Origin of the sequence: Photobacterium sp. GB-50 (assembly GCF_003026755.1) — a bacterium.
Classification (GTDB): domain Bacteria; phylum Pseudomonadota; class Gammaproteobacteria; order Enterobacterales; family Vibrionaceae; genus Photobacterium.
In genome coordinates this window covers 1-17,785 of sequence record NZ_PYNX01000014.1, presented here as the reverse complement: position 1 = coordinate 17,785, position 17,785 = coordinate 1, and the positions used below count along the sequence as shown (strand labels likewise).

The 17,785-nt window shown below is 39.0% G+C and carries 15 protein-coding genes; 8 read left to right on the top strand and 7 right to left on the bottom strand.

Annotated elements, in window-relative coordinates:
• Nucleotides 1-57: 57 nt before the first annotated feature.
• The 3 genes from def to C9J41_RS15675 form a co-directional block, all read right to left on the bottom strand.
• Nucleotides 58-570, bottom strand: coding sequence for a peptide deformylase (def, locus tag C9J41_RS15685; protein WP_005367524.1), 513 nt, complete (start codon nucleotides 568-570; stop codon nucleotides 58-60).
• A gap of 187 nt (nucleotides 571-757) precedes the next feature.
• On the bottom strand, nucleotides 758-2,635 hold the full coding sequence (locus C9J41_RS15680) for an ATP-binding protein (protein ID WP_233217600.1): 1,878 nt from the start codon (nucleotides 2,633-2,635) through the stop codon (nucleotides 758-760).
• A 152-nt stretch (nucleotides 2,636-2,787) separates the two neighbouring features.
• Nucleotides 2,788-3,678: a sulfurtransferase gene (locus tag C9J41_RS15675; RefSeq protein ID WP_233217601.1), complete on the bottom strand. Its 891-nt coding sequence runs from the start codon at nucleotides 3,676-3,678 to the stop codon at nucleotides 2,788-2,790.
• A 342-nt stretch (nucleotides 3,679-4,020) separates the two neighbouring features.
• Here C9J41_RS15675 and C9J41_RS15670 point away from each other — a divergent pair, with 342 nt between their 5' ends.
• On the top strand, nucleotides 4,021-4,302 hold the full coding sequence (locus C9J41_RS15670; protein WP_173425657.1) for a hypothetical protein: 282 nt from the start codon (nucleotides 4,021-4,023) through the stop codon (nucleotides 4,300-4,302).
• Nucleotides 4,303-4,423: 121 nt separating this feature from the next.
• The gene (locus C9J41_RS15665; protein ID WP_107290336.1) at nucleotides 4,424-5,791 is read left to right on the top strand and encodes a DEAD/DEAH box helicase; all 1,368 of its coding nucleotides are present in this window, start codon (nucleotides 4,424-4,426) and stop codon (nucleotides 5,789-5,791) included.
• A 103-nt stretch (nucleotides 5,792-5,894) separates the two neighbouring features.
• On the opposite strand, the gene fruA is transcribed toward C9J41_RS15665, so the two are convergent.
• Genes fruA through fruB form a run of 3 tightly spaced genes read right to left on the bottom strand, consistent with a single transcriptional unit; the run spans nucleotide 5,895 to nucleotide 9,755 of the window.
• A complete protein-coding gene (gene fruA, locus C9J41_RS15660; protein WP_107294770.1) occupies nucleotides 5,895-7,634 on the bottom strand; it encodes a PTS fructose transporter subunit IIBC in 1,740 nt (579 codons plus the stop codon).
• A gap of 40 nt (nucleotides 7,635-7,674) precedes the next feature.
• Nucleotides 7,675-8,625, bottom strand: coding sequence for a 1-phosphofructokinase (gene pfkB, locus C9J41_RS15655; protein WP_107290338.1), 951 nt, complete (start codon nucleotides 8,623-8,625; stop codon nucleotides 7,675-7,677).
• Nucleotides 8,626-8,636: 11 nt separating this feature from the next.
• Nucleotides 8,637-9,755, bottom strand: coding sequence for a fused PTS fructose transporter subunit IIA/HPr protein (fruB, locus tag C9J41_RS15650; protein ID WP_107286958.1), 1,119 nt, complete (start codon nucleotides 9,753-9,755; stop codon nucleotides 8,637-8,639).
• 306 nt (nucleotides 9,756-10,061) lie between these two features.
• On the opposite strand from fruB, the gene cra reads away from it, so the two are divergent.
• The 3 genes from cra (at nucleotide 10,062) to C9J41_RS15635 (ending at nucleotide 12,729) form a co-directional block, all read left to right on the top strand.
• Complete coding sequence (gene cra, locus C9J41_RS15645) at nucleotides 10,062-11,045, top strand: catabolite repressor/activator (protein WP_107294769.1); 984 nt, start codon at nucleotides 10,062-10,064, stop codon at nucleotides 11,043-11,045.
• Nucleotides 11,046-11,185: 140 nt separating this feature from the next.
• Nucleotides 11,186-12,235 carry an FUSC family protein gene (locus tag C9J41_RS15640; RefSeq protein WP_107205897.1) on the top strand — a complete coding sequence of 350 codons (1,050 nt, stop codon included), beginning with the start codon at nucleotides 11,186-11,188 and terminating at the stop codon, nucleotides 12,233-12,235.
• A 119-nt stretch (nucleotides 12,236-12,354) separates the two neighbouring features.
• Nucleotides 12,355-12,729 (top strand): hypothetical protein, encoded by a 375-nt coding sequence (locus C9J41_RS15635; RefSeq protein ID WP_107205896.1) that lies wholly within the window; start codon nucleotides 12,355-12,357, stop codon nucleotides 12,727-12,729.
• A gap of 97 nt (nucleotides 12,730-12,826) precedes the next feature.
• Here the strand turns inward: C9J41_RS15635 and C9J41_RS15630 are convergent, their stop codons facing one another.
• Entirely contained in the window at nucleotides 12,827-13,711 is an 885-nt protein-coding gene (locus tag C9J41_RS15630; protein WP_107205895.1) for a putative PEP-binding protein, read from the bottom strand.
• A gap of 339 nt (nucleotides 13,712-14,050) precedes the next feature.
• Between C9J41_RS15630 and C9J41_RS15625 the strand changes: the two genes are divergently transcribed.
• From C9J41_RS15625 to C9J41_RS15615, 3 genes are all read left to right on the top strand, one after another.
• Nucleotides 14,051-15,109: a 3-deoxy-7-phosphoheptulonate synthase gene (locus C9J41_RS15625; RefSeq protein ID WP_107205894.1), complete on the top strand. Its 1,059-nt coding sequence runs from the start codon at nucleotides 14,051-14,053 to the stop codon at nucleotides 15,107-15,109.
• A gap of 147 nt (nucleotides 15,110-15,256) precedes the next feature.
• Nucleotides 15,257-15,739 carry a YajQ family cyclic di-GMP-binding protein gene (locus tag C9J41_RS15620; protein ID WP_005367504.1) on the top strand — a complete coding sequence of 161 codons (483 nt, stop codon included), beginning with the start codon at nucleotides 15,257-15,259 and terminating at the stop codon, nucleotides 15,737-15,739.
• 593 nt (nucleotides 15,740-16,332) lie between these two features.
• Nucleotides 16,333-17,622 carry an HAAAP family serine/threonine permease gene (locus tag C9J41_RS15615; RefSeq protein WP_107205893.1) on the top strand — a complete coding sequence of 430 codons (1,290 nt, stop codon included), beginning with the start codon at nucleotides 16,333-16,335 and terminating at the stop codon, nucleotides 17,620-17,622.
• The last annotated feature ends 163 nt before the right edge of the window (nucleotides 17,623-17,785 follow it).

Here is a 17,785-nt window from a genome sequence, read left to right as displayed (position 1 = left end):
ATAAAAAAACGGTGAGAGGCTATCAACCTTTCACCGTTTTTTCTAAGCGAGAGTGAATTACTTCGCTTGTGCCTTCAAGAATTTCTTCACTTTCTTCATTGCCATTTGGCGCTTAAGAGGTGATAGATAATCAATGAATAGAATACCTTTTAGGTGATCAATTTCATGCTGTAATGCGATAGCAAGGAAATCATCACGCTCAAGGTGAATATCATTACCATCACGATCAAGCGCTGTTAATTCGATTTTTTCAAAACGCTCTACATCTGCGTAGTAATCAGGAACAGATAGACAACCTTCTTGACCAACAACAGGATTTTCACCACGAACAATCTTAGGGTTTACGAATACCTGTGGCTCGTTGCGCTCTTCAGATAAGTCGATAACAATGATAGATTCTTTACGGCCAACTTGAGGTGCCGCTAAACCGATACCATTACCCGTTTCGTACATGGTATGAAGCATGTCATCAATCAGCGTTTGAATGTGCTCAGCTTTCACGTCTACAACATCTTCTGCTTGAACGCGTAGCTTTGGATTTGGTTCGGTTAAAATTTCTAAAACTGCCATTTTCTCTCTACTTACTTAATGGTGTTAAATACCTTGCTGGGTCGTAACTTATCAGATAGGCGCTAACTCTCAAAGTGATAATTCATATCGATACTTTATGACTAATAAATTACAGAAAATAGCGTGTAAAAAACAATCGTTTTTTTCAATTAGACTGATAGGCAGTATTAATAGGTAGGATAATTTTTTAAATATTGGCAGCCCAATATTCACCATGTTCATTATCAAATGCACGTAGTAAGCTTTTATAAAGCATGATTTTTTCAATCGGTTTCGATACATAATCATCCATACCGACACTTAAACAACGTTTCTTCTCTTCCTCCATGACGTTTGCTGTTAAGGCTATGATGATAGGTCGAGACATTGACGGCATCTTTCTAATTAATTCTGTCGCCTCTAATCCCCCCATATTAGGCATTTGACAATCCATTAATATCACATCGGCGGTATTTTCTATCATATACTCAACCGCCTGTACCCCGTCATTAACAATGGTGATGTTTTTCAAACCAAATGCGGTTAAAAATGCCTTAATTAATTGTTGATTTACCATACTGTCTTCAACCACTAAAATCTTACGATCTTCATACATGCTAAGATTAGTGATTAATGCATGATCTTCGCCATTTTCATTTCTCTGAATATCCGATTGTTTTAGTGGAATATCGAACCAAAACTCTGTGCCATTACCAATCGTACTTTCTACCTGTAATTTTGCTGACATTAATCGACATAAGCTGTTAGATATAGATAAACCAAGCCCTGTTCCACCAAATTGGCGAGAAATAGAGCCATCAGCTTGGGTATAAGAATCAAAGATAAATGCGAGTTTTTCTTCAGCAATGCCAATCCCCGTATCTTTCACTTTAAAGCGCAGCCATTGAATATGTTTATCGTTATATTTTTTTAATTCTTCGCACTGCTGCTCAGGCGGTTCTCGCTTTTCAACCACTAATGTCACAGAGCCTGTATGGGTAAATTTAACCGCATTACCAATAAGATTAATCAGAATTTGTCTTAATCGACCTTCATCTGCAGTATAGCTATCTGCCAACCCCTCACCTATTTCTGTTGATAATTGTATTTTTTTTATCTTGGCTTGATGGATAAATGGAGTCGCACAGCTATGCACAAACGGCTTTAAATTAAATGGCGTCATGTGTAATTCCACATTACCCGACTCTAGTTTAGAGTAATCCAATATTTCATTAATAATAACTAACAATGAATAAGCCGACTCTTTGATATAACCAATCTGCCGTTGTGATTCTTGATCTAAATTTCGCTCTTCTAAGCATTGTACAAAGCCAAGGACTCCATTCATTGGCGTTCTTATTTCATGGCTCATATTCGCCATAAATTCGGCTTTTATTTTTATTGCTTCGCTTAAATCGTTGGCCTGCTCTCGTAATTTTCTATTTAAGCCTTGTAGCTTGCTTTCCGTATTGTAAATACACTCATCAGCTTTTTTTAATTCACTGGCTAATAATGACACCTCCCCTTCTGCATCTTCAACTTCCGCAATATTCACACCACCCGAACCAATTTTAGGAAGTTGACCAATCAAAAACGTTAGTGGTCTTGTCACTTTGCGGTACATGTACACTAAAATAAAGATAATAAAAAACAAGAACGGGAGAATAAAAACAAAAAGCTGTATTAATATCGTCCGAATAATGTCAGCCGAACTGTAATATATAACGTAATTAAAAATATTATCGCCATTAAAAGATACTGGATAAGTAAGGGTATAGTTCCCATCATAAATAGATAAACCAGGGGCTTGTGCTAATGGTGTATAAGTGTTGCCATCATTCTTCTCATAAAAATGGATTAAATCCCCATCTAAATCATACAATGATAAAGAGAGTATTTTTTTATGGGTTTCTAATGAGCGATTTAATTCTATCGATGTTTCTGTATCTTTATAAATAGCGGCATCAATGATTAATGGTGAAAAGGTATTCATCATTACTTTAATGTCTTTGACGACTCGCTGGGTATTATTGTAATAACTAATATATAGCGCGGTTAACATCACACACAGTAGAACACTGCTCATTACCAGCGCTATTTTACTGAATAAACTCGTTTTATGGTACAAATGATGCACATCAATATCATGTGATATCTTGGCGTTTAATCGCTCATTCTTTCCATTTTTAAGACAATTATCGTCCAATTTATTTTTCATCATTAACCCTTTAGATAATATTACTTCTCTATGGGTAGTCCTTTTGCAGACCAATCTAACCATGAACCATCATAATGAGCGACATTAAATCCAGCTTGTTTAAATAAGAAATAAGATAACGTTGAAGCCGTACCTTTATTACAGTATGTAATTGTTTTCTTGTTATTATCTAATTTACTTAATATGTCAGACAATTCTGATTTAGGTTTTAAGATTTTTTGACCATCTGCATTAGTCGTAAAAAACTCATTCAACTCGATATATTTAGCTTTAGGTATTCGACCATATTTATCAGTCACGGATTTTTTCCCTAAATATTCATCATATGTGCGGCTATCATAAAGCTCATAATTAGGGTTATGGACAGCGACTTTTGCTACTGTCGTACTCGCATAAATATTCGATTTTAAGACAGGAACAAAATCAGACTTAGGTAATCTATTTGCTGTTTGGGACAAAGCATTATGTTGTTGCCATGCATTCAATCCGCCATTGAGTATGGCGACATTTTTCACGCCATATAGCTCTAATACCCAAAATAAGCGTGACGCATGCATAAGCTCACCTTGATCATAAACAATTATCTTGGTGTCTTTTGTTACCCCTTTTTTACGTAAAAGAGGGGCAATAGTGACCTTATTTTTAACGTAATAAACACCGTCTTTGATAACGTAAGTATCATCCACAGGAAAACTGATTGCGGTAGGTATATGGCCTTTATCATAATCTTCTTTCGCACGGGCATCGAAAATCACAACAGGCTGTTTATCTGCAATCTGCGCTTTTAACCAATCAGGCTCTGCGACCATATCTTGCTGTGCAAAGGCATTACTACTCAATAACGCCCAAGTCATAAACATAAAAGATGCTACGAATTTCGAGAGATCTCGCCTTTGAATCATTCTTGCCATCCTTATCACCCTGCAATACTGAATTTTATCAACACACAATCAAGTGACTTACCTAAAAACAGAGCAATTAACCAGCCAATTTATCAAACAGGCAACTTATTGATTTATCAGGTAATTAAGTCTTATTAATTAAAACTGTTATTCTCAAAATGCATTTTGCAAAGCATATTTGCGCTTTATGGCTAATTTTTTAGACATGATCATTGAATAAAAATAGTGTTTTATATCAATATGATATTTATCTATATCTTCGTTTTATTACCTTTCATAAGTATAGGATGATTACCAATAGATATTTGTTTTATGCTGTTTTAGAATATTATTTTATCGGAAGTCTTTATGATGAATAAGAAGCCCGACCGTAAAACGGCGATGTTGAGTATAATCAGCCAAGTAAAAGAACAATTTCCTCTTTATGATGAAAGTACGTTTGTCTGTGGCCCTGATAACAAATGCGTCGGTTGTCCTAAAAAATTGTTAGAGCTCGTTGATACTGATTTAACCTATTGGGAATCCGCTATTTCACGAGGTGAAACACCGCAATTTGATGAGATCCGTCGATTTGGCAAACTTTGTAATAATGTCCGCCGCGCATTAGTGAGAAACAACATCATTAGTAACTAGTTGCTTTTGTCTTCTCTGCCTGACTACATACAGCTGATTGTTAAGCGTGGTATAATATGTACGTATTTGCGTTAGTTAGTGCGCCGCATTAGCTATTTAATGATTTATTTTGAGATTCTACATGCCATTCTCTAAGCTTGGATTAAACGATTCTATCGTTAAAGCCGTAACCGAAATGGGTTACACCTCTCCTACTCCTATTCAAGAAAAAGCCATTCCTGTTGCACTAACCGGTAAAAACTTGATGGCAGCAGCACAAACAGGTACGGGTAAAACCGCCAGTTTTGTACTGCCTATTCTACAAATGCTAGATGATGGCACCAAAGTTCGCGCAAAACGTATACGTGCACTCATTCTTGCGCCTACACGTGAATTAGCCGTTCAAGTAGAAGACAATATTAAGCAATACAGTAAGCACTTAAATTTAACGTCAATGGCAATGTACGGTGGGGTTGATTACGAACCACAGAAACGTCGCTTAATTGAAGGTGTCGATATTCTTGTCGCCACTCCCGGTCGTCTATTAGATATGTACACTAAGCGTGCAATCCACTTTGATGCCATTGAAATTCTTGTACTTGATGAAGCTGACCGTATGTTAGATATGGGCTTTATTGAAGACATTAATAAGATTGTTGAGCGTTTACCTGTTGATCGTCAAAACATGCTGTTCTCTGCAACGCTTTCTGATCAAGTACGCTTTCTTGCAAAAACAGCGGTGCGTAATCCCATTGAAATCTCAGTTGCAAAAGATGCTTCTGCTGATCCAAAAATCGATCAATGGCTTGTTACTGTTGATAAAGACATGAAATCAGCACTGCTGAGCCATTTGATCCAAGAACAAAAGTGGGATCAAGCATTAATCTTTATCGAAACTAAACATGGTGCAGCAAAACTGGTTACCCAATTAGAAAAGCGTGGCATTTCCGCTGAGTCTTTCCACAGTGGTCGTAGCCAAGCCGTACGTTCTCAATTACTGGAAGATTTTAAAAACGGTAAATTGCAATATCTTATTGCCACTGGCGTCGCTTCGCGTGGTATCGATATTGAGCAACTGACTCGTGTTGTTAACTACGATCTGCCGTTCCCACCAGAAGAATATGTTCACCGTATTGGTCGTACGGGTCGTGCAGGAGCATCGGGTGAAGCGATTTCATTTGTTTCACGCGATAACTTTAAAAATCTATGCATGATTGAAAGCCTACTTGGTCATTTGATCACACGTAAAGAAATCGAAGGTTTTGTACCGAAAAAAGACGTACCGGTTTCGGTTTTAAACTATAAGCCTAAGTTTAAAAAACCAATGACATCTCGTGACGGTGATAGCGAAAATTCTGAGCGTCAACCTCGTCGCGATACACGCTCGAAAAGCAATGCACCACGTGGTGAAAATACAAAATCAACTAAGCCTAAACGTCGTAAACCAATTACTGATCGTGATACGGGCATTCCACGTAACCCACGAAATAAAGCGAAACCTGCTCAGTAAACACAACGTTAAATTTTAAGCAAAAAAATGGCGAGATGGACTGAATATACTTTCTAATAAAGTGTATTCAATACATCCCGCCATTTTTATATCTGTCGTTATATTACGCTTTTGCTGTATCTAGTTCTGTTGCCGAGTTTTGCTCTGGACGCTTTAATATCGCGTAAGAAATACCCGTTACTAATGTACCTGCAATAATTGCAACAAGGTAAAGTAGTGGCGGTGTGATGGCGTTAGGGATCAACAGTACAAACAGACCACCATGTGGAGCCATTAGTTTTGCACCAAATAACATCGACAATGCGCCTGTTAATGCGCCACCTAGCATACAGCATGGAATCACACGCATAGGATCGCGCGCTGCAAATGGAATCGCACCTTCAGAGATAAAGCATAAACCTAATACGAAAGAGGCTTTACCCGCTTCATTTTCACTTGCTGCAAATTTACGTTTTGCAAGGAACGTTGCTAAACCCATGCCCATTGCTGGTACCATACCTGCAGCCATTACCGCAGCCATTGGCGCATAAGTATGTGACGCTAATAAACCCACACCAAAGGTGTAAGCTGCTTTATTCACTGGCCCACCAAGGTCAAAACACATCATACAACCTAAAATCACACCTAAAAGCACAGCATTTGCAGAGCCCATTGTATTTAGGAAGTGGGTTAATCCTTCCATTGCTGCCGATACTGGACCACCAACAATGTAGATCATTACAAGACCGGTAATTAAACTCGCCACCAGCGGAATGATTAAAATAGGTTTTAATGCATCCATTGATTGTGGCAGTTTCACTTTTTCGGCTAAGAATTTTGCACTGTAACCTGCGAGGAAACCTGCAACAATACCGCCTAAGAATCCCGCACCTGTCGCACTTGCTAACATACCGCCAATTAAGCCAGGTGCTAGGCCTGGGCGATCTGCAATGGAGAAAGCGATAAAGCCAGCTAATACAGGAACCATCAATGCAAAGGCAGATTCACCACCAATTTTCATTAAGGCCGCCGCTAATGTGCCCTGCTCTTTAAATGCCTCGATACCAAAAACAAACGACAGTGCAATAGACAAACCACCGGCAACAACTAATGGCAACATGTAAGATACACCTGTCATTAAGTGTTTATAAACGCCTGCTTTTTCTTCTTTCTTCTCGCTATTTTCTTTAACGGTATGTGTATAAGGCGTTGCTTGTTCAAACGCCTTCTCTATTTCTTGGGCTGTTTTCTTTAGTGCCAATCCAGTACTGGTTTTATACAGTGCTTTGCCATTAAAACGCGATAAGTCGACATCAATGTCGGCGGCGATAATCACTAAGTCAGCAGCTTCAATTTCATCGGCTGTTAACTGGTTTTTAGCACCAACTGAACCACGTGTTTCAACTTTAATCTCATAACCTTGACGTTTAGCTTCGGTCTCTAGCGCTTCAGCTGCCATAAACGTATGCGCAACACCTGTTGGGCACGCGGTGATTGCGACAATCTTTTTCTTGGTCGATATCGCTTGAGTTGCCACACTTTCAACCGTCAGTTCTGATGCCAATTCAACCGCTTTTTGTAGCCACGCGGTTGGGTTTTCCATGCAAGCGGTAACATCTGCACGAAATACTCGCTTACCAATAAAACGTTGCTCATCAATGGCGAGATTTTCATTAGCGGCAATCACAATACAGTCAGCTTGTTCGATCTGTAGTTGTGTCAGCATATTGGTTGCTTTTAACGATGTATGGCGCTCAATATTGGCTTGCCATTTTAATTCGGCGGCGGCTTTTTCAAGTAAACCGGCAGCAATTAAGCTTGTTGCGATACCGCTTGGACATGCGGTAATAATACTAATATTCATTATTCGACCTCTGCACTTTTCACGTTATATTTTTATGTTGTTATGAAAGCTGAACGTTTTCTTCGATTGCTTTGACTGCGTTTATATCATCAACGCCAACACCCACTTGTGTGACCGCATACGCTGATAGCGCCGTTGCAAAACGTAATGTCTCTGATTTTGTCCAATGCTGTAGATGCCCCCAACACATACCTGCAACTAAGGTATCACCTGCACCAACAGTACTAACTACCGTCATTTTAGGCGGCTCGGCACGTAACCAACCTTCATGATTGCGCCACATCACTCCTTTCGCACCCAGTGACACCACTACATTTTCAATGCCTTTAGTAGTAAGCTGCTCTGCCACTTCAATGATTTCTTCATCGCTGTGTAATTCGCATTTTGCCCAGTCCGCTAATTCTTCATCATTCGGTTTCACCAACCATGGTTTTGCGTCTAACCCTTCAGCAAAAGCCGCTTTACTGCTATCAAACAACACCTGCTTACCTTGCTGTTGAAGTTGCTCAATCCATTTCGCACATTGCTGGGTTGAAATTCCACGGGGTAAACTACCTGCGATAACAAAAACATCATGGCTATTTGCCAGTTCAAATAATGTCGCTTCAAATTTCGCAATGTCAGTAGCATTTACTTCAACACCGGGGAAGTTTATGTCGCTGACTCGCCCATCTTGCTCAACCAATTTAACGTTAATACGTGTTGCGCCTGCGACCCTGACAAATTTATCAGTAACGCCAATCTGTTCAAATAACTGACAAAAACCGTCTTGATTTTCACGGCCTAATAATCCCGTTACCGTTACTTCCGCACCTAATTCCGCGAGTACTTTTGCAACATTAACGCCTTTACCTGCTGGATGAAGTGAACCTGAATCCACCACATTTACCGTACCGGCAGTAAGAGATGATAGGTGCCCAGTTAGATCCAAGGCAGGATTTAACGTCACGGCGACAACTTTAAGTGACGGTTTAATTTCTGTTTCGCTCATTATTTTCACCCTTAAAGTTTCTCGCCTAAACCATCGGCAATAGCTTGTCCGATCGCCGTTAGTGCTTGTTCAGCATCACTACCACTGGCTGTAAATTTCAATTCGTTACCACATTTAACACCAAGCCCAATCACTTTCATTAAGCTCTTTGCATTAACCGCTTTGCTGCCGCCAGAAACATTAACGACTTGTATATCTGCATCAAACTTCTTGGTGGTATTAACCAGCATTGCCCCCGGACGAGCATGTAAGCCATGCGGGTTTTTAATCGTAAATATTGCGCTATTGCCTTCTAATTGAGTTTGAGAAAGCACTGCACACATTTGCTCTGGGCTTGATGACAAAAACGCATCAACCGTTTGGCTGTAAATCAGCTGAGTAAGTCGGTCAATATTGGCAATATAGCTACTGTTTTTCGCCGCAATAACAATTACCCCTTTAACTGGATGATTGTGCTCTTCAAAGATTACTGATGGTGTCACAATAGCAATCGCTGTTCGCTCAACCTCTTGATTGCAACTTATTAACCACAATCCCTGACCTAAGTAACTCGGCTCTTTTGCGACAACATCCGCCACCATTTGCTTGCTCGCAAAGCCTTGATGCTTTATTAAACCGGCAGCAACCGCGCTTAGCTGTAATAAATCAGTTGCTGGAAAATCTTTTAAAACAAGTTGAGCATTGCATTCTGCTTCCGATTGCTCTGAACCCATTAAAATCGTAATAACTTCATCTGCTGAATCACAACGCTTTAATTTCTCATCGATACCATCTGCTGACAGCACTTTGGTTAATTGCTTTAAAATCTCAAGGTGCTCATCGGATTTAGCAGCGATCCCAATGGCTAAATAAACAGTTTGCCCCTCGCCCCAGTCTACGCCTTGAGGAAAATGATGAACCTTTACACCTGTTTTATTAACAAGATTTCGCGTCTCTGTTGTACCGTGTGGGATCGCTATACCATTACCAAGATAGGTTGAGTTTTGGGCTTCACGCGCCAACATACCATTGACGTATCCCGTTTTAACTAAGCCTTCTGACTCTAACTCTGATGCCAGTACTTTGATTGCATCTTGTTTATTGTTTGCTGATTTACGCAAAGCAATATCGTGTTTTGATAATGACAACATCTCTAACTCCGATAGTATCGAATCTTATTCATATTGGCTGAATCGTTTCAGCAAATGGGCAAATTAAAAGTTTCAGTCGAATTATGGGAACATTTTATACCTATAGATTCTGCTGAAACCTTTCAGCTTGAATACTGAATCGTTTCAGCTTAAATTACAATTGATCAACGCATAGCGATTATTAGATCTATGATGAGACGCACAAATTGGCCTTAAATCTATATCTAGTGTTATGAAATAAGGATAGGAATTGCTATTTATAGCAAAACGCGCTGCGCAAACAGCTTTAAATGGAAGTATCAACTGATGACATTGAATGAAATTGCCAAACTTGCTGGTGTATCAAGAACCACAGCTAGCTATATTATTAACGGTAAAGCTGAGCAATATCGAATCAGTAACAAGACACAACAAAAAGTCCTCGCTGTGGTTAATGCGCACAATTATCGCCCCAATCACGCGGCGTCTTCCCTTCGTGCAGGAAGTAGTCAATCGCTAGGTTTGATCATCCCCGATCTCGACAATACGAGCTATGCAAAGATTGCTAAGTTACTAGAATTGAATGCTAGAACTGCAGGTTATCAAGTTATTATCTCGTGTAGTGATGATGATCCTGTCACTGAAGTAGACGTCGCAAATCTATTATTAAGTCGTAAATTAGACGCACTTATTGTTGCGAGTGCCCTTCCTGCTGATAATGAGTTTTACAAAAAAGTACAGGCAAAAGGTACCCCTGTTATCGCCATTGATCGCGCGTTAGATGACGAATACTTTGCATCCGTTATCAGTGAAGATCTTGATGGTGCCTATGCATTAACGAACGCATTATTAGATCAACCTATTTCATCGATCGGCTTAATTGGCGCCGTTGCGGAACTGGGTGTTTCTATTGAGCGAGAGCAAGGTTTTCAAGCTGCAATCAACAATCACCCTAAAACAATGAATGTTAGCCTTGCCTATGGTGAGCAATTTAGCCAACACCATGGTGCACTAATTGCTCAACAATGGCTTGATGAAAACTGTTTTCCTGAAGCTATCCTTGCCACTTCTTATACCTTGTTTGAGGGTATTCTAGATTGTTTGTTAAAGTATCCCGATGTAATGGCAAAAACATACTTGGCAACCTTTGGTGATAATCGATTACTTGATTTTTTACCCAATAAAATCCAATCACTCCCACAGCAATTCGATTTAATTGCTGATCATGCGCTACAACTCGCCCTCTCTGCAGTTCAAGGTCATTATCAGCAAGGCGTTGAAGTCGTACCAAGAAAAGTGATCCGCCGATAAATAAATATCCATTACAAAATAACAGCATAATTTTTAGTAACCCGTTAGATACTCGATACCTACAACACATAAATAGGTGGATAGACTATGATTTTAATCGCATAATCACAGCAAGTAATTACCTAACTTTATGGCACGCTATGTATCTTCGTTTTAAAAATTTGCTGTTAACGCACGCACAATTTTCTCATGCCCTTCGTGTCACTATGGCTATCGCATTTAGCTTGGTCTTTTATCACTTTATTCCAGTACCTCATTCAATGTGGGGACCAGTCACAGTCGCAGTGGTGTTAATGCAGCCTTATGCAGGCGTGATCAAACAAAAAGGCTTTCAACGTGTAGGTGGAACATTACTCGGCGCCATTTTAGGTTTAGTTACTGTCTTTTTTCCACAAAACCTCGTTGCATTTATTCCTATTTGGATACTAACCTGGTGTTTTTTACTGTCGCTTAAGTCACATGGTAAAAATACATATATCTTTTTCTTAGCCGTAATGACGCTGATCATCGTGGCATATCAAGGTAACAGTGCCCAAGAAGTCTCTGTTGCATTATGGCGAGTCACTAATATCATTATTGGTAGTTTGATCGCGATGTCTTTTTCAATGCTCTTCCCTATTCGCGCTAAATATTCATGGGATATGCTATTTAATCAAAACATGCATGATTTACGTCAGCTTTATCAAGCACATGCATCAGCCCATATACCAAGTATTAAGATCCTAGCGCGGATCAAAAACCAAGTGAATGAACGCCAAATAAAAATGATTAGTTTGCTGGCGAATGTACAAAAGGAAAACCCAAAGTCAACAGGACACTATAAAGCGATTGTAACGATTCAAAGTTCAATGATTAGCTTAATTGAACAACTCATCGAAACCCATTGGAGCTCAGATATCGGTCGCCGTAAGTTATTAGAGCAAACAGGATTGAAAAACTATCAGCAGCAAATAGTGTTGATTTTAAATCAATTAGCCGATGATAAAGATCTTAATATTGAACTGCCGGACATTCATCAACTAAAACAGATGGCATTACAAATATCACAACCAAAAGACTCGATTTTATTGGGCCCTTATGGTTATCTATGGCTAACACGTCAATTGGTTTATCGTTTAGATGAGTTAATTGTGCAATTGAAATTAATTAAGAATACAAAACCTTATCATGATGATACGAATGGTGAATAATCGGTTTTGATAACAATTTTGACACTTGCATTATGTCTAAAAGAAAGAAATGCCAAACGGTAAACAACAACGTAAACTGACTCAATAATATATTTACAGCTATGTCGGGAGAATCAGCAATGACTCATAAAACGAAAACAATGGAAGTACCTGTAGCCATCGCCGATCGAGTACAGGCTTTAATTGATGCTTTTGAAGCCAAACAAAAGTTTAATGCTAAGCAGAAAGAAATAGTAAACAACTTCCTTGCTATGGATGGTTTGAGTTGTGAAATGGCCGTTTATAGCCTACCTCAAGCAGAATTAATGGATACATTACGCTTTGCTTATGAGCTCTCAGGTACGAACAGTAAATTTGTCACCAGTATTTTGACGCTAACCCGTGAAAACCCGAAAAAAGTTTTATCTGACGCTCAACGCGCTTCAGCAAAAAGCTTGTTATTTAACCTAATCAACGATCCTTCTGTTGTTTCTGCTATGCAAGAAATGGATTAATTCAGCCTATTCTCTTTATAAAATACAAAATATAACGGCATGGTTAAAATTAACCATGCCGTTTTTAATTCTATAGCACTAACTATTTAGCATTAGCTCAACATATAACGTGAGTGACACCTTGCTCTTGTAACCATGAACTAAAACGTGGTGAGTCTTCAATAAAACGACTGTATACCAAGCACGGCTTATTCGAGTTTCCAACCGAGGTTAATAACATTTTCACTAACAAAAGTAGCGCGTCGTTTTGTGCATCCGACATGTAGTTTAACGATGTATTCTCAATATCTTGACCAAGAGTAAATTGCGCTAATTGTTCAACATCAACAATAAAACCATCAAAATACTGCAAGAATGTTTCTGCTAATAATGCATTAGAAGGGACACTACACATCATAAAGACTTTTAAATCATCAGCACCGCGACATAATCCTTGCTCAGCCAATAAATCAATCACTGTTGCCGCTTCACTGAACGTACGAACAAACGGTACAACAAGTTCGATATTTTTCGCATCAAGGCGTGCGCGTTTAATCGCTTCACATTCTAGCTCAAACTCTTTTCGGTAATCGGCATGACCTAGTCGAGATGCACCACGTAATCCCATTGCTGGGTTAATTTCGTCTGGCTCTACTTCCGCACCTAATAAATGGCTACGAGAATATGAGTTATCACTGGTTAAACATACTTTTAACGGCGCATCACCTTGTGTGGCTGCCGCTGCAATTAATAACTGGCTAAGTTTGGTTACAAATAACTCAGCGACAGGCGTTTGATTATCGGCTTCTAGCGCATCAAAAATAGCCGCTGTCGTTTCAGTAGAAAGTGATTCAGGCTTTGTAACAGCACAAGGGTGAACACCAATATCATGAGCAATAAGATCATCGAGTGAGACAATCCCCACCTCACCACTTTCAAGTCCAGTTAACTGCACTGATGACGTCAACATTGCAGTTAACGTTAATTCATTTTCAGTTGTCATAAAACACCAATACTTCCTTGTTAATAAGACGAGTATTTAAATAAATCGTCATCTAAACCCTGTGTATTCAAAAATACATTAAACACCATTACTGTATATCGACCTTACTTTGTGTTGAATTATGAGGCAAGAACTAAAGCTAATTACTGATAACTTATTCATATCAATCAAACTTTAAAGTTAGATCATTTCTTGATTACAAAATCATCATTAGTTTTCAATCGTAGTCATAGGATGGTTAGAAAGCTAAGTGATATCACAAGTTTGGTTTATTAAAATCGATTTTTGGGATATCTTAGCGGTGTTATTACAGAGATCCCCAAGGTAGGCAAACATATTATGCCAATGAAAACAGATGAACTTCGCACCGTGAGTTTAGGCTTGATGCCAACTCCTGCTGAAATTGAAGCAACATCACCAATGACTGATGAAATTGCGGCGCATGTAGACCACTCTCGCAAACAGATTGAAGCAATTTTAACGGGTCAAGATTCCCGTTTACTGGTGATTGTTGGTCCATGTTCTATACATGATACCGATGCCGCAGTTGATTATGCGAAACGCCTTGTTGCTGTACAAGAAACATATAAAGACCAATTGTTTATCGTAATGCGTACCTATTTCGAAAAGCCACGCACTGTTGTTGGCTGGAAGGGTTTAGTTACTGATCCACATTTAGATGGCAGTTTAGATTTAGCAACTGGTTTAAAAAAAGCACGCAAACTATTAATTGATATTAACTCGCTAGGCTTACCTACTGCGACTGAATTCCTCGATATGATCACTGGTCAATACCTTGCTGACCTTATCAGTTGGGGAGCCATTGGTGCGCGTACTACCGAATCTCAGATCCACCGTGAAATGGCGTCAGCACTGTCGTGTCCAGTTGGCTTTAAAAACGGCACTGACGGTAATACCAAAATTGCGATTGATGCTATTCGCGCCACACGTGAATCTCACCTTTTCTGCTCACCGGCAAAAAATGGACAAATGACAATTTACCGTACTTCCGGTAATCCTTACGGTCATATTATTTTACGTGGCGGTAAAATGCCAAACTACCACGCTGAAGACATCGCAACAGCATGTGAGGCATTAGCCGAGTTTGAATTACCACAGCGATTAATTGTCGATTTTAGTCATGGTAATTGCCAAAAACAGCATAAACGTCAATTAGATGTTGCTGCTGAAATTTGTGAACAATTGAAAAATGGTAGCCATTCAATTGCGGGCATCATGGCAGAAAGCTTTATTGAAGAAGGGAATCAAGCGGTTATTGAAAACAAACTTGATGAGCTTGTTTACGGCAAATCTATTACTGACCCTTGTATTCATTGGAAAGACACGCTTAAGATGCTCGATATGCTAGCGGATGCTGTTAAAACAGCACAACGCTAAAATATCAATAAAAACAATTTGATGATATATAATACCGAGATAGAAAGAGAGGCATAGATTGCTTCTCCTTCATTAATAAACGGTATACTATTCGTGTTAATGTAGATGGGAAATATTCCCTTAGACTTATGATAAGAGGCCATAAACATGCCATCTTTTGATATTGTTTCAGAAGTAGATTCCGTAGAAATCAAGAATGCGGTAGACAACTCAAAGCGTGAATTAGACACGCGTTTCGACTTCCGTAATGTTGAATCAAGCATTGAATTAAATAAAGAAATCGTAAAAATCACATCTGAGTCTGAATTCCAAGTAGACCAAATTGTTGCAATTTTACGTAGTAACCTTGCTAAACGTGGTGTTGATGCTAATGCGCTTGAGCGTAAAGCAGTCACTTTCTCAGGTAAAACTGCGTCTCAAAATATTGAATTTAAGCAAGGCGTAGAAACCACAAACGCGAAGAAATTAGTGAAAGCGATTAAAGACGCTAAACTGAAAGTTCAAGTTTCTATCCAAGGTGAGAAACTGCGCGTAACGGGTAAGAAGCGTGATGATCTACAAGCGACTATGTCACTGGTGCGTGAACAAGAGTTAGGCCAACCATTCCAGTTTGATAATTTCCGCGACTGATTTTATCCAAATAGTTAAAAAAGGAAGGCTCTTTGCCTTCCTTTTTTTAAACTTTTTTTGCATGGATTAAAATAATATTGTAAAAAATATACTCAAGACGCATTATTCAAAAATATAGTTTAAAAGTCATTTTAATCATACAAATTGCATATTTTATCCAATATATACACTCTTATGACATAAAACCCCTACCATTATCACTACATAATAATGTTATTAATATAACGTTAACGCACTTGCATGCTTTTTAAGCAAACGTAAATTTTTTCTCTGCAAAATTTGTTGAACCCAAGTTTTTTCCCCTATAATGCGCGCTCTTCGATAAGGGGACTATTTACAAGGTTATTATAAGAGAGAATCACAGCAGACATTGTTTATAACTTGCTTGATGTAAGTATGGAAACACAAGATCGACAACGGACCCGTCACTGAATATAGAGTATATATCCTATATTTCACCATCAAATCGCACGTTCACTACTTCTTATTTTTTGAAGCTTTATCTGTTGCTCTTCGCGTATGCGACCAAGGAAGATCAGAATAACTCAGCCCTTTGAAAGTTAAACATAATACTTATAAAGGAGATGTCCATTATGGACACCGCACAAAATTTAACGGCGACGACTTCTGCACAAAACAAAAAATTAGGGTGGAGCAAAAGTGATACATTATGGATGCTTGGCCTATACGGTACCGCCGTGGGTGCAGGTACTCTATTTTTACCCATTAATGCGGGTGTTGGCGGTTTAATTCCATTACTTGTAATGGCCGCTCTTGCATTTCCAATGACATTCTTTGCCCACCGTGCGATGACACGTTTTGTGTTATCAAGTTCGAATCCGGGTGCTGATATTACAGAAGTTGTTGAAGAGCATTTTGGTAAGGGCATGGGCAAAGTGATCACATTACTTTATTTCTTTGCTATCTACCCCATTCTATTAGTTTATAGTGTTGCACTAACAAATACAGTTGAAAGCTTTATGCTTAACCAGTTAGGTATAGAGCCACCAGCACGTGCAATTTTAGCGTTAGTATTGATCCTTGGTTTAATGGCAATTGTTCGTTTAGGTGAGCAATTAATTGTTAAGGCTATGAGTATCTTAGTATTCCCATTCGTTGCTGTATTATTAATGTTGGCACTGTTTCTTGTACCGTACTGGAATGACTCTATCTTCCATAACATCATCCCAGCAGACGGTGGCTTAAACTCAGTAATGCTTGCTGTATGGTTAATCTTACCGGTAATGGTTTTTTCGTTTAACCACTCACCTGTTATCTCATCATTTGCTGTCGCTAAGCAAAAAGAATACGGCGAAAACGCAGAGCGTCAAAGTTCACGTATTCTAGCCCGTGCACACATTATGATGGTATTAACCGTAATGTTCTTCGTTTTCAGCTGCGTATTAAGCTTATCACCTGAAAATCTAGCAGAAGCTAAAGCAAATAACGTATCTATTCTAACTTACTTAGCGAACCACTTTGATACACCGATCATTGCTTACGTTGCGCCGATTGTAGCAATTATTGCAATTACTAAGTCTTTCCTTGGCCACTACTTAGGCGCCAGTGAAGGCCTAAATGGTTTAGTAATCAAAGTTACTCGTGATAAGAATAAAGAGATCTCAAAAAAAGCACTAAACCGCTTTACAGCAATCTTTATGCTAGTAACAACATGGGCTGTAGCGACACTAAACCCAAGTATTCTCGGTATGATTGAGAGCTTAGGTGGCCCTATTATTGCGATGTTGCTTTTTATTATGCCAATGTACGCAATCAAAAAAGTACCATCCATGAAGAAATACTCAGGCGCAATCAGCAATGTATTTGTGACGGTTATCGGCCTTGTTTCTATCTCTGCAATCTTCTACTCATTATTTATATAATGTATAAACAATGAGTTAAAAGGCTAGCTTAGTGCTTAATGCCGTTCGGATAAGCATCATCGTTTATACCTAAACGGGTACTTGGATGGCACAAAGAGGACTGAACGTGGAAACGTTCGGTCCTTTCTTTTGTCCGGCAGAATAAAGTGACTGACGGCCTCAC

What these genes read in the sequence shown, in the direction of transcription:
- C9J41_RS15675 (WP_233217601.1), bottom strand. Translation starts at nt 3,678, where the DNA reads ATGGCAAGAATGATTCAAAGGCGAGATCTCTCGAAATTCGTAGCATCT.
- C9J41_RS15680 (WP_233217600.1), bottom strand. Translation starts at nt 2,635, where the DNA reads ATGAGCAGTGTTCTACTGTGTGTGATGTTAACCGCGCTATATATTAGT.
- C9J41_RS15670 (WP_173425657.1), top strand. Translation starts at nt 4,021, where the DNA reads ATGAATAAGAAGCCCGACCGTAAAACGGCGATGTTGAGTATAATCAGC.
- def (WP_005367524.1), bottom strand. Translation starts at nt 570, where the DNA reads ATGGCAGTTTTAGAAATTTTAACCGAACCAAATCCAAAGCTACGCGTT.
- cra (WP_107294769.1), top strand. Translation starts at nt 10,062, where the DNA reads ATGACATTGAATGAAATTGCCAAACTTGCTGGTGTATCAAGAACCACA.
- C9J41_RS15635 (WP_107205896.1), top strand. Translation starts at nt 12,355, where the DNA reads ATGACTCATAAAACGAAAACAATGGAAGTACCTGTAGCCATCGCCGAT.
- C9J41_RS15640 (WP_107205897.1), top strand. Translation starts at nt 11,186, where the DNA reads ATGTATCTTCGTTTTAAAAATTTGCTGTTAACGCACGCACAATTTTCT.
- C9J41_RS15620 (WP_005367504.1), top strand. Translation starts at nt 15,257, where the DNA reads ATGCCATCTTTTGATATTGTTTCAGAAGTAGATTCCGTAGAAATCAAG.
- C9J41_RS15665 (WP_107290336.1), top strand. Translation starts at nt 4,424, where the DNA reads ATGCCATTCTCTAAGCTTGGATTAAACGATTCTATCGTTAAAGCCGTA.
- fruB (WP_107286958.1), bottom strand. Translation starts at nt 9,755, where the DNA reads ATGTTGTCATTATCAAAACACGATATTGCTTTGCGTAAATCAGCAAAC.
- C9J41_RS15630 (WP_107205895.1), bottom strand. Translation starts at nt 13,711, where the DNA reads ATGACAACTGAAAATGAATTAACGTTAACTGCAATGTTGACGTCATCA.
- C9J41_RS15625 (WP_107205894.1), top strand. Translation starts at nt 14,051, where the DNA reads ATGCCAATGAAAACAGATGAACTTCGCACCGTGAGTTTAGGCTTGATG.
- pfkB (WP_107290338.1), bottom strand. Translation starts at nt 8,625, where the DNA reads ATGAGCGAAACAGAAATTAAACCGTCACTTAAAGTTGTCGCCGTGACG.
- fruA (WP_107294770.1), bottom strand. Translation starts at nt 7,634, where the DNA reads ATGAATATTAGTATTATTACCGCATGTCCAAGCGGTATCGCAACAAGC.
- C9J41_RS15615 (WP_107205893.1), top strand. Translation starts at nt 16,333, where the DNA reads ATGGACACCGCACAAAATTTAACGGCGACGACTTCTGCACAAAACAAA.